This is a genomic window from Nocardioides sp. DN36, assembly GCF_055380375.1.
The window spans coordinates 1,157,774-1,171,154 of record NZ_AP043823.1; the positions used below are offsets into that span (position 1 = coordinate 1,157,774).

Below are 13,381 nucleotides of genomic sequence, written 5' to 3' on the forward strand. Positions count from 1 at the left end.
GGCACTGTGATGCTGCAGTGGATCGAGCCCGTGGTCACGGGCGTGCTGGCCCTGCTCGTGCTCGCTCTCACCGTGACGCTGCTGCGGCTGCGCTCGCGGACCGATCGTGAGCTGGCCACGGCCCGCGCGGAGGCCTCCTCCCTGCGGGCGCGGGTCGAGGAGATCGAGCACCGCCTCACCGCCGACGAGCAGGCGCCCCGCCGCGACGTCGACGACCGCGAGGCCCACGAGTACGTCATCACCCACCTCGGGGACCCCGATCCGGACACCGCTGTCGACCGGACGCCGCCCGAGATCGACCGGGCCCTGTTCGCCGACCTCGTGCTGCGCGAGACGGTGGTCAAGGCGGCGTCGCTCACCCACGGCGTACGCCGCGCCCTGGCCCCCGAGGCCCGCAACCGGATCCGGTTCGAGGTGCGCCGCGAGGTCAAGCGGGCGCGCAAGCAGCGGCGCGCCGACACCCGCGAGGCGCGGCGCGACTGGGCCGCGCGGCAGCGGGCCGAGGGCACCGCATGAGGCGCGGCTTCTGGTTCCTCGCCGGCGCCGGCGCGGGTGTGTACGCCGTGGTGCGCGGCCGTCGCGCCGCGGAGGCGTTCACCGCCGACGGCCTCCGGGACCGCCTCAGCGGGCTCGAGGTCGGCGCCCGGATGTTCCGTGAGGAGGTCGCCGCCGGCCAGCACGAGAAGGAAACCGAGTTGCGGGAGCGCTTCGGCCTCGTGCCTCATGGGAGGCCACAGCTCGAGGGCGGCCGCCACCGGGCGCAGGCACCCACGCTCACCACCAGTCACACCGGCACGGACATGAACACCGACATCAGCACCGACACCGACGAGGAAGGCAGCAACTGATGGACACCGCGGAGATTCGCCGGAGGTTCGTCGCTCACTTCGAGCGCAACGGACACCAGGCGGTGCCGTCAGCCTCGCTGCTGCTCGACGACCCGAACCTGCTCTTCGTCAACGCCGGCATGGTGCCCTTCAAGCCCTACTTCCTGGGCCAGGAGACCCCGCCGTACCGTCGCGCGACCAGCGTGCAGAAGTGCGTCCGCACGCCCGACATCGAGGACGTCGGCAAGACCACCCGGCACGGCACGTTCTTCGAGATGTGCGGCAACTTCTCGTTCGGTGACTACTTCAAGGACGGCGCCATCGAGCTCGCCTGGGAACTGGTCACCCGCCCGGTCGCCGACGGCGGCTTCGGGCTCCCCGAGGACAAGCTCTACCCGAGCGTCTACGACGACGACCCCGAGGCGGTCGACCTCTGGCGCAAGATCACCGGCCTGCCCGACGACCGGATCATCCGCCTGGGCAAGAAGGAGAACTACTGGTCCATGGGTGTCCCCGGCCCCGGTGGACCCTGCTCGGAGATCCTGATCGACCGCGGCCCGGCGTACGGCGCCGACGGTGACTTCGGCGCCGAGGACCGCTACCTCGAGTTCTGGAACCTCGTCTTCATGCAGGACGAGCTCAGCGCGGTGCGGTCCAAGGAGGACTTCGACATCGCCGGCTCGCTGCCGAAGAAGAACATCGACACCGGCATGGGCCTCGAGCGTGTCGCGTTCCTCCTCCAGGGCAAGGAGAACATGTACGAGATCGACGTCATGTTCCCGGTGATCGAGAAGGCCCAGGAGCTCACCGGCCGTCGCTACGGCGCGAGTCCCGAGGACGACGTCCGCTTCCGCGTGGTCGCCGACCACATCCGCTCCTCGATGATGCTCATCGGCGACGGCGTCACGCCGGGCAACGACGGCCGCGGCTACGTCCTGCGCCGGCTGCTGCGTCGCGCCGTGCGCTCGATGCGCCTGCTCGGCTTCGAGGACCGGGCGCTGCCCGAGCTGATGCCGGTCAGCCGGGACAAGATGGGGGAGACCTACACCGAGCTGCACCGTGACTGGGAGCGGATCTCCAGCGTCGCGTTCGCCGAGGAGGACGCGTTCCGCCAGACGCTGCGCGCGGGCACCGCGATCTTCGACCTCGCCACCGGCGAGCTGAAGCGCTCGGGCGGCACGCAGGTCTCGGGCGACAAGGCGTTCGCGCTGCACGACACCTACGGTTTCCCGATCGACCTGACCCTCGAGATGGCCGCCGAGCAGGGGCTCAGCGTCGACGAGGAGGGCTTCCGCCGCCTGATGACCGAGCAGCGGGAGCGGGCCAAGGCCGACGCGAAGGCCAAGAAGGGCCAGCACCGCGACGCCCGCGCCTACCGCGAGGTCGCCGACTCGCTCGGCCGCGCGGTCGAGTTCACCGGCTACTCCGACATCGTCAGCGAGGGCTCCGTCCGCGGCATCGTCGCCGCCGGCGGCGTCGTGCCCTCGGCGCGCGAGGGTGACGAGATCGAGCTGGTCCTGGACCGGACGCCCTTCTACGCCGAGGGTGGCGGCCAGCTGGCCGACCAGGGCGTCATCGAGCTCGACAACGGCGCGCTGCTCCAGGTCCGCGACGTCCAGTCGCCGGTGACCGGCCTGATCGTGCACCAGGCGCTGGTCCTCTCCGGCGAGGTCACGCCCGGGCTCGCGGCCCAGGCGAAGGTCGACGTCGAGCGCCGACGCTCCATCTCGCGCTCCCACACCGCGACCCACATGGTCCACAAGGCGTTCCGCGAGGCGCTCGGCGAGACCGCCACGCAGGCCGGCTCGGAGAACTCGCCAGGACGCTTCCGGTTCGACTTCTCCGCCACCGGCTCGGTGCCGACCTCGGTCATGCGCGACGTCGAGGAGCGGGTCAACGACCTGGTGCTCGCCGACCTCGCGGTGCACGCCGAGGTGATGACCCAGGAGGAGGCGGTCAAGAGCGGTGCCATGGCGCTCTTCGGCGAGAAGTACGGCAACGAGGTCCGGGTGATCTCGGTGGGCGACTGGGCGCGAGAGCTGTGCGGAGGCACGCACGCGCACCGGTCCGGCCAGCTCGGCGTGGTCAAGCTGCTGGGCGAGTCGTCCATCGGCTCCGGCGTACGCCGGGTCGAGGCGCTGGTGGGCGGCGACGCCTACCGCTTCCTGGCCCGCGAGCACGTGCTCGTCGCGCAGCTGTCCGAGGCGCTCAAGGTGCGCCCCGAGCAGCTCCCCGAGCGCGTGCACGACATCGTCGAGAAGCTCCGGACCGCCGAGAAGGAGATCGAGAAGGTCCGCCTCGGCCAGCTGCTGGCGGCCGGTGGCGAGCTCGCCGCGTCCGCGGCCGACGTCGGCGGCGTCAAGGTGGTGGCCCACCGTGCCGACGGTGCGGGTGGCGGTGACGTGCGCACGCTCGCGCTCGACGTGCGCGGCCGGCTGCCGCAGGGCCAGCCCGGTGCCGTGGTCATCATCGGGGCGGGCGCCGACGGCAAGGTCTCGGTCGTGGCCGCGGTCAACGACGAGGCCCGCGGCCGCGGGGTCAGCGCCAACGAGCTGGTCCGTGCGGTCGGCCCCTTCGTGGGCGGCCGCGGCGGCGGCAAGGACGACGTGGCCCAGGGCGGCGGCACCGACGCGTCCCGCATCGACGAAGCGCTCGACCAGGTCCGCGCCGAGGTGGCGCGGGCGACCGGTCAGGCGAACGGTTGAGGTTCGGCGTCCGTCTCGGCATCGACCCCGGCGACGCCCGCATCGGCGTCGCGCGCAGCGACCCGACCGGCTTCCTCGCCACGCCCGTGGAGACGGTGCGGCGCGGGAAGGGCGACCTGCGGCGGATCGCCCAGCTCGTGACCGAGGAGGAGGCCGTCGAGGTCGTGGTCGGGCTCCCGCGCTCGCTGTCGGGCGGGGAAGGCCCGGCCGCGGTCAAGACCCGCGAGTTCGCGGCACGCCTCGCCGCACGCGTCGCGCCGGTTCCGGTGCGCCTCGTCGACGAGCGGCTGACCACGGTGTCGGCGGAGGCTATGCTGCGCGACCGTGGCCGCAAGGGAGCCAAGCGGCGGGAGGTCGTCGACCAGGCGGCCGCCGTCCTGATCCTGCAGCACGCACTGGACACCGAACGCGCGACGGGGGCCGCGCCCGGCGAGACCGTCGAGGAGACGCACGAGTGACGACGAACGAGGCACCGCCCGAGCACGACCCCGAGGAGCACCACGAGGAGGTCGTGCCCATGCAGGGCGGCCGACGCCGCAAGCGGGGCCACGGCCTCAAGGGCTGCCTCGCCGTGCTCGTCGCCCTCCTCGTCGTCGTGGGCGGCGCCGCCTTCCTGGGCAACAAGGCACTCACCGCGCTCAAGGACCAGTTCGCCGACCCGGAGGACTACGCAGGCCCCGGACGCGGCCAGGTCAGCTTCGAGGTGCACGAGGGCGACAGCGTCGCCGCGATCGGCCGCAACCTGAAGACCGCCGGCGTGGTCGCCTCGGTCGAGGCGTTCACCGACGCCGCCTCGGCGAACCCGGACTCGACCGGCATCCAGGTCGGGTTCTACGGGCTGAAGAAGCAGATGAAGGCATCCGACGCCCTCGACGTGCTCGTCGACCCCGCGAACCTCGTCAAGGACGCGGTCACCATCCCCGAGGGGCTGACCGTCGACGAGATCGTGGACACCCTGGCCCGGAGGACCGACTTCAAGGCGGCGCAGTTCCAGAAGGTGCTCGACTCGCCGGACTCGCTCGGGCTGCCGGACTATGCCGACGGGAACGCCGAGGGCTACCTCTTCCCGGCGACGTACGACTTCGGACCCAACGCGACCCCCCGGACGATCCTGCAGGCGATGGTCGACCGTTGGCAGCAGGCCGCCGACGACGCCGACCTCGAGGGTGCGTCCGAGAAGCTCGGCTACACCCCGGCACAGCTGATGACGATCGCCAGCCTGGTCCAGGCCGAGGGCCGCGGCGACGACATGCCCAAGATCGCGCGGGTGATCTACAACCGGCTCGAGGGTGACGAGACCGACGGGCTGCTCCAGATCGACGCCACGGTGAACTACGCCGCCGGCAACGACCTGCGGGCGGTCCCGTCCACCGACGACACCAGGCTCGACTCGCCGTACAACACCTACCAGAACCCGGGCCTGCCGCCGACCCCGATCGAGGCGCCCGGGGACGACGCGCTGCGCGCGGCCACCCACCCCGCGGACGGCGGCTGGTACTACTACGTCACGGTCAACCTCAAGACCGGCGAGACCAAGTTCGCCGAGACCTACGACGAGTTCCTGACCTACAAGGACGAGCTGCGCAAGTACTGCGCGACCGAGTCCGCGGGCGCCTGCTGAGACGCCGTCGATGAGGTGTGCCGTCCTGGGCGACCCGATCGCCCACTCCCTCTCCCCGGTGCTCCACCGGGCGGGGTACGCCGCGCTCGGCCTGGACTGGTCCTACGACCCGGTGCGGGTGGGGGAGGACGGCCTCCCGGACTTCGTGGCCGGACTCGACGCGACCTGGCGCGGGCTGTCGCTGACGATGCCGCTCAAGCGGGTGGCGCTCACCCTGGCCCGCGCGACGACGGACCGGGCCCGGATGGCCGGGGCCGCCAACACGCTCGTGCTCGAGGACGGGGTGGCGGTGCTGGCCGACAACACCGACCTCCCGGGCGCGGTCTCCGCGGTCCGGGAGCGGTACGACGGCCCGGTGACCGCCGGCACGGTGCTGGGCGGGGGTGCGACTGCGGCCTCGACGGGCCTGGCCCTGTGCGAGCTGGGAGCCCGCTCGGTCACGCTGCTGGTCCGCTCGCCCGACCGTGCCGCGGAGGCGGCCGAGGCGGTCCGGCGCCACCCCGCCGGCCCGCAGGTCGAGGTGGGTTCGCTCACCGACGATCCCGTCACCGGCGAGGTCGTCGTCTCCACCGTCCCCGCCGCGGCCCAGGACGCGTCGCTCGTCCGTCGCTGCGCGGATGCGCCGGTGCTCTTCGAGGTCCTCTACGACCCGTGGCCGACCCCGCTGGCTGCGGCCCCGCGCGCCGGCGTGCTGGTCGGCGGCATGGACCTGCTGGTGCACCAGGCGGCGCTGCAGTTCGAGATGTTCACCGGTCGGCCGGCCCCGCTGGAGGCGATGCGGTCGGCCGGGCTCGAGGCGCTCACCGGGCCCCGGGCGGCAGGGTGAGCAGCCTGGCCGCGGAGGGCGCGGCTGCCGCGTTCGCTGCCGTCGCCTGCGGGCTGGCCGGTGCGTTCGTGCCCTCGGTGATCGCGCGGCTGCCCGAGCCCGAGCCCGGCGACGAGCCCAAGCGGCCGTACGCCGAGATCGCCGCGCGACGCGGGCTGACGCGGGTCACGGCCGGTGTGGCGGCGGTGTCCGGGGGTGTGGTCGGCGGCGTGCTCGGCTGGTCCTGGCCGCTGCTCGTCTGGCTGCCGCTGGTCCCCGTCGGAGTCCTGCTCGGCTACGTCGACCTGCGCACCAAGCTGCTGCCCAGCGTGGTCGTCCGCCCGGCGACCCTGCTCGTGGTCGCCCTGGGTGGTGTGAGCGCCGCGCTCACCGGCGACCGGGACGCGTTCGTGCGCGGACTGGTCGGGCTGGTGGTGGTGCGGTCGGTGTTCTGGGTCCTGTGGTGGATCCGTTCGGCGGGCATGGGATTCGGCGACGTACGCCTCTCGGCGCTGCTCGGGTTCGCACTGGCCTACCTGGGATGGACCGAGGTGCTGCTCGGCACCTACGCGTCGTTCCTCGTCTTCGGTCTGCCGGGGCTGCTGGTCGCCCTGGCGCGCCGTGACCGCAGCATGATGCGCACCGCCTACCCGTTCGGTCCCGCCATGCTCGTCGGGGCCGTGATCGGCGTGGTCCTGGCGCCGCTGCTCGGGGGCCATCTCGGCGACTGGGGAGCCTGAATCCGGAGCGGATCGGTCGTGAAAGACTGGCCGCATGCTGCGTTGGCTCACCGCGGGCGAGTCCCACGGACCGTCCCTGGTCGCGATCCTCGAAGGGCTCCCTGCCCACGTGGAGGTCACGACCTCCGACATCCAGGACTCACTGGCCCGACGACGTCTCGGGCACGGTCGCGGCGCCCGGATGAAGTTCGAGCAGGACGAGGTCACCATCGTGGGCGGGGTCCGGCACGGCCGGAGCCTCGGTGGCCCGGTCGCGATCGAGGTCGGCAACACCGAGTGGCCCAAGTGGGAGAAGGTCATGTCGGCCGACCCCGTGGACCGCGTCGAGCTCGAGGCGCTGGCCCGCAACGCCCCGCTCACCCGACCGCGCCCGGGCCACGCGGACCTGGCCGGCATGCAGAAGTACGACTTCGACGAGGCCCGGCCGATCCTCGAGCGGGCCTCGGCCCGCGAGACCGCCGCCCGTGTCGCGCTCGGGCGGGTGGCCTCGAACTTCCTCGAGCAGTCGGTCGGCGCGCAGATCGTGTCCCACGTCGTCGAGCTCGGCGGCGAGCGGGCGCCGGGTGGCCTGTGGCCGCAGCCCGAGGACGTGGCCCGGCTCGACGAGGACCCGGTCCGTTGCCTCGACCCCGAGGCGAGTGGCCGGATGGTCGCCGCGATCGACCAGGCGCACAAGGACGGGGACACGCTCGGCGGCGTGGTCGAGGTCGTCGTCCACGGACTGCCCCCGGGTCTCGGCTCGCACGTGCACTGGGACCGGCGTCTCGACTCGCGGCTCGCCGGGGCCCTGATGGGCATCCAGGCGATCAAGGGCGTCGAGGTCGGTGACGGCTTCGAGCTGGCCGCCACCCCCGGCTCGCGCGCCCACGACGAGATCGTGCCGACCGCCGACGGCATCCGGCGCACCAGCGGTCGCTCCGGCGGCACGGAGGGTGGCATGACCACCGGCGAGATCCTCCGGGTGCGCGCCGCGATGAAGCCCATAGCGACGGTGCCGCGGGCGCTGCGCACCGTCGACGTCGCCACCGGGGAGGAGGCGGTCGCCCACCACCAGCGCTCGGACGTGTGCGCGGTACCGGCAGCCGGCATCGTCGCCGAGGCGATGGTGGCTCTGGTGCTCGCCGATGCGGTGCTGGAGAAGTTCGGTGGCGACTCGGTGCAGGAGACGCGGCGCAACGCCGAGAGCTACCTGGACACCCTGAGGTTCACGTGACGGCCGGGCACCGGCCGCGCGTCGTGCTCGTCGGGCCCATGGGGGCCGGCAAGACCACGGTGGCGGGCCTGCTCGCCGACGCCTGGGACCTCGACGCCCGCGACACCGACGCCGACGTCGAGGCCGCCGAGGGTCGCACGGTCGCCGACATCTTCGTGGAGTCCGGGGAGCCGGAGTTCCGGCGCCTCGAGCGAGAGGCCGTGGCGGAGGCGCTCACCTCCCACGACGGAGTCCTGGCGCTGGGCGGCGGAGCGGTGCTGGATCCCGAGACCCGCGAACAGCTCGCCGGGCACACCGTGGTGTTCCTGAAGGTGGGGCTCAGCGACGCGGTCAAGCGGGTCGGGCTGGGCAGCTCACGTCCGCTGCTCCTGGGCAACGTGCGCGGCCGGATCAAGACGCTGCTCGACGAGCGGACCCCCGTCTACGAGTCGGTGGCCACCCTCGTCGTGGACACCGACGGCCGCAGCGCCGAGGACGTGGCCGCCGAGGTCCGCGAGGCGCTCGACGCGCAGGCCCCGGCATGAGCGACACCGTGCTGCCGGTGACCGGCGCGGCGCCGTACGACGTGGTGGTCGGCGACGGCCTGGCCGACCGCCTCCCCGGCATGCTGGGGGAGTCCGTCCAGCGCGTCGGCCTCGTGCACCCCGAGTCCCTGCGCGACCTGGTCGGGCCGCTGCTGGACGAGCTGACGGGCACCCACGAGGTGACCCTGCTACCGGTGCCGGACGGCGAGCGGGCCAAGACCGCGGCCGTGGCGGCGTCCTGCTGGGACACGCTGGGTGCGGCCGGGTTCACCCGCTCCGACGCGATCGTGACCTTCGGCGGCGGCGCCACGACCGACCTCGGCGGCTTCGTCGCGGCGACCTGGCTGCGGGGAGTGCGGGTCGTCCACGTCCCCACCACGCTGCTGGCGATGGTCGACGCGGCGGTGGGCGGGAAGACGGGCATCAACACCGCCGCCGGGAAGAACCTCGTCGGGTCCTTCCACGAGCCGGCCGGTGTGCTGTGCGACCTCGCCACCCTCGAGTCGCTCCCGCGCGCCGACCTCGTCGCCGGGCTGGGCGAGGTCGTCAAGTGCGGCTTCATCGCCGACCCCGAGATCCTCGCCCTCGTGGAGGGCACCGACGCCTCGGAGCTCACGGCGGGCTCGCCCGTGCTCCGCGAGCTGGTCGAGCGCGCCATCCGCGTCAAGATCGACGTGGTCGTCGCCGACCTGAAGGAGACCGGCGGCGTGGCCGGCCACCCCGGCCGGGAGGCGCTGAACTACGGGCACACCATGGGCCATGCCATCGAGCGCGCGGAGGACTACTCCGTGCGGCACGGCGAGGCCGTGGCGATGGGCTGCGTGTACGTCGCCGAGCTGGCGCGCCGCGCCGGAACCCTCGCCGACGCGGTCGCCGACCGGCACCACACGGCCTTCGCGCACGTCGGGCTGCCCACGACGTACTCCGGGGCGGGCTTCGAGGAGCTGCACGCCGCGATGAAGGTCGACAAGAAGTCCCGCGGCTCCCAGCTGCGGTTCGTGGTCCTGAGCGACCTCGCACGACCGACGGTCCTCGCCGGTCCGTCGGAGGCGGCCCTGCGCGGGGCCTACGACGTGCTCGCGCGTGGCCGCGGGCGGGAGGTGGACGCATGAAGGTCCTGGTCCTCAACGGTCCCAACCTCGGGCGGCTCGGGCGCCGCCAGCCCGAGATCTACGGCACCACGACCCATGCCGAGCTCGCCGACCGCTGCGTCGCCTGGGGCCGCGAGCTCGGGCTGGAGGTGGAGGTCCGGCAGACCAACCACGAGGGCGTGATGGTCGACTGGCTCAACGCCGCGGCCGACGAGGGGATCCCGGTCGTGCTGAACGCCGCGGCGTGGACGCACTACTCGTACGCGATCTACGACGCCTGCGCACAGCTGGTCGCGCCGCTCGTCGAGGTGCACATCTCCGACCCCTTCCAGCGACCCGAGGAGTTCCGGCACACCTCGGTCGTCTCTCCGCACGCCGCGTCGGTGGTCGCCGGCCACGGCATCGACGGCTACCGGATGGCGCTCGAGCACCTGGCCGCCCCCGCCCGTCCCTAGACCCCGAGTCGGCGCTGGTTGACCCGACTCGCGGAACCTCGGGACCTCGTCTCCCGTCCAAGCGGCCGACAGGTGCAGCGGGCGGAAGGCGTGGAGACATGGGCGAGAAGACGGTGACGGTGAGCGTGCGGGGCCTCCTGCTCACGGCGGTGGTGCTGTTGGGCCTGCTGGGCGCCTACCTGGTCGGTGGTGCCGGCGGTGGGGGAGGTCCGACGGCCGCCGCGGCCCCGGCGGCCGACGCCCCACAGGGCAGACCTCGCGTGATGACGATGGCGGGCACCGGTGAGGCCAGCGTGGTGCCGGACCAGCTGTCGTTCGAGCTCGCCGTGGGCCTGCTCCGCCCCGACCTCGACACCGCGCTCGACGACTCGAGCCGGGTGATGGACCGGGTGCTCGCCCGGCTCGCCGACCTCGGGATCGCTCGCAGCGACGTGCAGACCACCGGGCTCTCGATGTACCCCGTCTACGACTACCACCAGTACTCACCGCCGACGATCCGCGGCTACCGGGTCTCGCAACGGGCGACCGTGCTGGTCAAGGAGCTGCGGGACGGTGGCCGGGCCGTGAGCGCGGCGGTCGCGGCCGGCGGCAACGACGTCCGCGTCAACGACATCAGGCTGGGGGTCGGGAACCCCGACAGCGCCATGGAGAAGGCTCGGGACGCCGCGGTCGAGCAGGCCCGGACCAAGGCCGAGCAGTACGCCGCAGCGGCCGGCCAGACCCTGGGTGACGTGGTCACCCTGCGCGAGGTCGGGGCGCCCCAGCGCCGCAGCATCGACCGCGGCTACCTCCTGCACGGCGTGAAGGCTTCGGCTGACATGCCCGCGGCCCTCCCGGTCCGGGCGGGCAAGGACCGGATGAAGGTGACGGTGCAGGTCGTCTGGGAGCTCGGCTGACGCGGGGTTCGGTCCCGGGAGCGCCGGGCCTATAGACTCGGACGCTGCTGCCGGGCTCAGAGGCAGCCCGGCACCCGGACCCCACGACGCAGTAAGGCTGACACGCGCGCATGGCAACGACGAACGACCTGAAGAACGGCATGGTTCTCAACCTGGACGGCCAGCTCTGGCAGGTCATCTGGTTCCAGCACCACAAGCCCGGCAAGGGTGGCGCGGTGGTCCGCACCAAGCTGAAGAACGTCGAGTCCGGCAAGACCGTCGACAAGACCTTCAACGCCGACGTCAAGGTCGACGTGGCCAACGTCGACAAGCGGTCGATGCAGTACCTCTACAACGACGGCACGTCGTACGTCTTCATGGACGTGCAGAGCTACGACCAGGTCGAGGTCGCCCCCGACATCGTCGGCGACGCCGCCAACTTCATGCTCGAGAACCAGGAGGCGATCGTCGCCACCAACGACGGCCGCGTCCTCTACATCGAGCTCCCGGCCTCGGTCGAGCTCGAGGTCACCTACACCGAGCCCGGCCTGCAGGGCGACCGCTCCACCGGCGGCACCAAGCCGGCCACCGTCGAGACCGGCGCCACCGTGCAGGTGCCGCTGTTCATCACGACGGGCGAGAAGATCAAGGTCGACACCCGCGACTCCTCCTACCTCGGGCGCGTCACCAGCTGATGGCTGCCCGTTCCAAGGCGCGCAAGCGCGCCCTCGACGTCCTCTTCGCCTCCGACGTGCGGGGTGAGTCGGCCAACGACGCCCTCGACCGGGCCATCGCCGAGGGTGACGCGCCCACCAACGCCTACACCGTGACACTGGTGCGTGGCGTCGTCGAGAACCAGTCCCGCATCGACGAGATCCTCGCCGACTACGCCGAGGGGTGGACCCTCGAGCGGATGCCGGCGGTCGACCGCAACGTGCTGCGGCTCGGCGTCTTCGAGCTGCTGTACGCCGACGACGTGCCGGACGCAGTTGCCGTCTCCGAGGCGATGGCGCTGGTCCGCGACCTCTCCACCGACGAGTCCCCGGCCTTCGTCAACGGGATCCTCGGCAACATCGTGCGGAACCGTTCCTCGCTGGCCTGAGCACCGGGTTGACCCGGACCGCCATGCTGTGAGGCATGAGCGATGACTCCGAGCGCACCGTCGACCTCGTCGTGATCGGCGCCGGCCCCGGTGGTGAGTCCCTCGCCACCGGGGCCGCGCGGGCCGGTCTGGACGTCGTCGTCGTCGACAAGCACCTCGTCGGAGGGGAGTGCCCCTACTACGGCTGCATCCCCTCGAAGATGATGATCCGGGCGGCCGACGCGCTCGCCGAGGCCGGGCGGGTCCCGACCCTGGCCGGCGACGCCGTCGTGACCCCGTCATGGGCGCCGGTGGCACGGCGTCTCGACGAGGAGGCCACCTCGGGCTGGGACGACACGATCGCGGTGGAGCGTCTCGAGGACGCCGGTGCGACCGTCCACCACGGCGTGGCCCGCCTTGACGGGCCCGGCCGTGTCCGCGTGCAGCTGGCCGGCGGCGACGCTGTCGCCTACGAGGCGCGCCGCGGTGTGGTGATCAACCCCGGCACGCGCCCGGCCGAGCTGCCGATCGAGGGCCTCGCCGGCACGCCGTACTGGACGAACCGGGAGGCCGTGCGGGTCACCGAGCTGCCCTCGTCCCTGGCCGTCATCGGCGGCGGGCCGATCGGGTGCGAGCTGGCGCAGGTGTTCGCGCGGTTCGGCGTGCGGGTGACCGTGCTGGAGGGCGGACCGCGGCTCCTCGGGCCGGATGAGCCCGAGGCCTCGGCGATCCTGCAGGACGTGTTCGTCGGCGAGGGCATCCGGGTGCTGACGGGCGTGCGGATCGAGTCGGTGGCGTACGCCGAGGGCGCCTTCACCGTCGCTCTCGGTGACGAGGCCGTCACGGCCGACAAGCTCCTCGTCGCGGCCGGCCGCACCCCCAACCTGGACGACCTGGGGCTGGAGACGGTCGGGCTGGACCCGGCTGCCCGCAGCATCGAGGTCGACGAGCGGATGAGGGCAGGGGAGCTTCTCTGGGCGATCGGGGACGTCACCGGGAAGGGGGCGTTCACCCACGTCTCGATGTACCAGTCGGCGATCGCGCTGCGCGACATCACCGGCGTCGACGGACCGCCGGCCCGGTACCACGCGGTGCCGCACACCACCTTCACCGATCCCGAGGTGGGCGGGGTCGGGCTGACCGAGCGGGCGGCCCGGGACGCGGGCCTGCGGGTGCGCGTCGGGAGCGCGCCGCTCGAGGAGTCCTCCCGCGGCTTCGTCCACGGCCCGGGCGCCCGGGGGCTGGTCAAGGTCGTCGAGGACGCCGACCGCGGCGTGCTGGTCGGGGCGACCGCGATGGGGCCGGCCGGCGGCGAGATCCTGGGGTTCCTCGCGGTGGCGGTGCACGCCGGGGTGACGACCGACACGCTCCGCTCGATGATCTACGCCTACCCGACCTTCCATCGCGCCATCGAGACCGCGATCGGCGATCTTTCCTGATTCGG

General features: G+C 72.8%; 15 protein-coding genes. All 15 read left to right on the plus strand.

The window, feature by feature from the left end; genetic code table 11:
* Positions 1-9: 9 nt before the first annotated feature.
* The 15 genes from ACZ43H_RS06490 to ACZ43H_RS06560 all read left to right on the plus strand — a co-directional run bounded on the left by ACZ43H_RS06490 (position 10) and on the right by ACZ43H_RS06560 (position 13,376).
* A complete protein-coding gene (locus ACZ43H_RS06490; protein ID WP_464588703.1) occupies positions 10-516 on the plus strand; it encodes a hypothetical protein in 507 nt (168 codons plus the stop codon).
* On the plus strand, positions 513-848 hold the full coding sequence (locus tag ACZ43H_RS06495; protein WP_464588704.1) for a DUF6167 family protein: 336 nt from the start codon (positions 513-515) through the stop codon (positions 846-848). Before ACZ43H_RS06490 ends, ACZ43H_RS06495 begins: the two co-directional genes overlap by 4 nt.
* Positions 848-3,532 carry an alanine--tRNA ligase gene (gene alaS / locus ACZ43H_RS06500; RefSeq protein WP_464588705.1) on the plus strand — a complete coding sequence of 895 codons (2,685 nt, stop codon included), beginning with the start codon at positions 848-850 and terminating at the stop codon, positions 3,530-3,532. Before ACZ43H_RS06495 ends, alaS begins: the two co-directional genes overlap by 1 nt.
* Entirely contained in the window at positions 3,529-3,990 is a 462-nt protein-coding gene (gene ruvX / locus ACZ43H_RS06505; protein WP_464588707.1) for a Holliday junction resolvase RuvX, read from the plus strand. The genes alaS and ruvX overlap by 4 nt, the downstream gene beginning before the upstream one ends.
* On the plus strand, positions 3,987-5,153 hold the full coding sequence (gene mltG, locus ACZ43H_RS06510; RefSeq protein ID WP_464588709.1) for an endolytic transglycosylase MltG: 1,167 nt from the start codon (positions 3,987-3,989) through the stop codon (positions 5,151-5,153). The genes ruvX and mltG overlap by 4 nt, the downstream gene beginning before the upstream one ends.
* Before the next feature lie 10 nt (positions 5,154-5,163).
* Positions 5,164-5,979 carry a shikimate dehydrogenase gene (locus ACZ43H_RS06515; protein WP_464588711.1) on the plus strand — a complete coding sequence of 272 codons (816 nt, stop codon included), beginning with the start codon at positions 5,164-5,166 and terminating at the stop codon, positions 5,977-5,979.
* Positions 5,976-6,698: a prepilin peptidase gene (locus tag ACZ43H_RS06520; RefSeq protein ID WP_464588713.1), complete on the plus strand. Its 723-nt coding sequence runs from the start codon at positions 5,976-5,978 to the stop codon at positions 6,696-6,698. Before ACZ43H_RS06515 ends, ACZ43H_RS06520 begins: the two co-directional genes overlap by 4 nt.
* A gap of 34 nt (positions 6,699-6,732) precedes the next feature.
* Positions 6,733-7,911 (plus strand): chorismate synthase, encoded by a 1,179-nt coding sequence (gene aroC / locus ACZ43H_RS06525; RefSeq protein ID WP_464588715.1) that lies wholly within the window; start codon positions 6,733-6,735, stop codon positions 7,909-7,911.
* The gene (locus ACZ43H_RS06530; RefSeq protein ID WP_464588717.1) at positions 7,908-8,435 is read left to right on the plus strand and encodes a shikimate kinase; all 528 of its coding nucleotides are present in this window, start codon (positions 7,908-7,910) and stop codon (positions 8,433-8,435) included. The genes aroC and ACZ43H_RS06530 overlap by 4 nt, the downstream gene beginning before the upstream one ends.
* The gene (gene aroB, locus ACZ43H_RS06535) at positions 8,432-9,547 is read left to right on the plus strand and encodes a 3-dehydroquinate synthase (RefSeq protein ID WP_464588718.1); all 1,116 of its coding nucleotides are present in this window, start codon (positions 8,432-8,434) and stop codon (positions 9,545-9,547) included. The genes ACZ43H_RS06530 and aroB overlap by 4 nt, the downstream gene beginning before the upstream one ends.
* On the plus strand, positions 9,544-9,981 hold the full coding sequence (locus tag ACZ43H_RS06540; RefSeq protein ID WP_464588719.1) for a type II 3-dehydroquinate dehydratase: 438 nt from the start codon (positions 9,544-9,546) through the stop codon (positions 9,979-9,981). The genes aroB and ACZ43H_RS06540 overlap by 4 nt, the downstream gene beginning before the upstream one ends.
* A gap of 98 nt (positions 9,982-10,079) precedes the next feature.
* Positions 10,080-10,877, plus strand: coding sequence for an SIMPL domain-containing protein (locus ACZ43H_RS06545; RefSeq protein ID WP_464588721.1), 798 nt, complete (start codon positions 10,080-10,082; stop codon positions 10,875-10,877).
* Positions 10,878-10,987: 110 nt separating this feature from the next.
* Positions 10,988-11,551 (plus strand): elongation factor P, encoded by a 564-nt coding sequence (efp, locus tag ACZ43H_RS06550; protein WP_464588723.1) that lies wholly within the window; start codon positions 10,988-10,990, stop codon positions 11,549-11,551.
* On the plus strand, positions 11,551-11,958 hold the full coding sequence (gene nusB / locus ACZ43H_RS06555) for a transcription antitermination factor NusB (protein ID WP_464588724.1): 408 nt from the start codon (positions 11,551-11,553) through the stop codon (positions 11,956-11,958). The genes efp and nusB overlap by 1 nt, the downstream gene beginning before the upstream one ends.
* A 35-nt stretch (positions 11,959-11,993) precedes the next feature.
* On the plus strand, positions 11,994-13,376 hold the full coding sequence (locus ACZ43H_RS06560) for a dihydrolipoyl dehydrogenase family protein (protein WP_464588726.1): 1,383 nt from the start codon (positions 11,994-11,996) through the stop codon (positions 13,374-13,376).
* Positions 13,377-13,381: the final 5 nt, after the last annotated feature.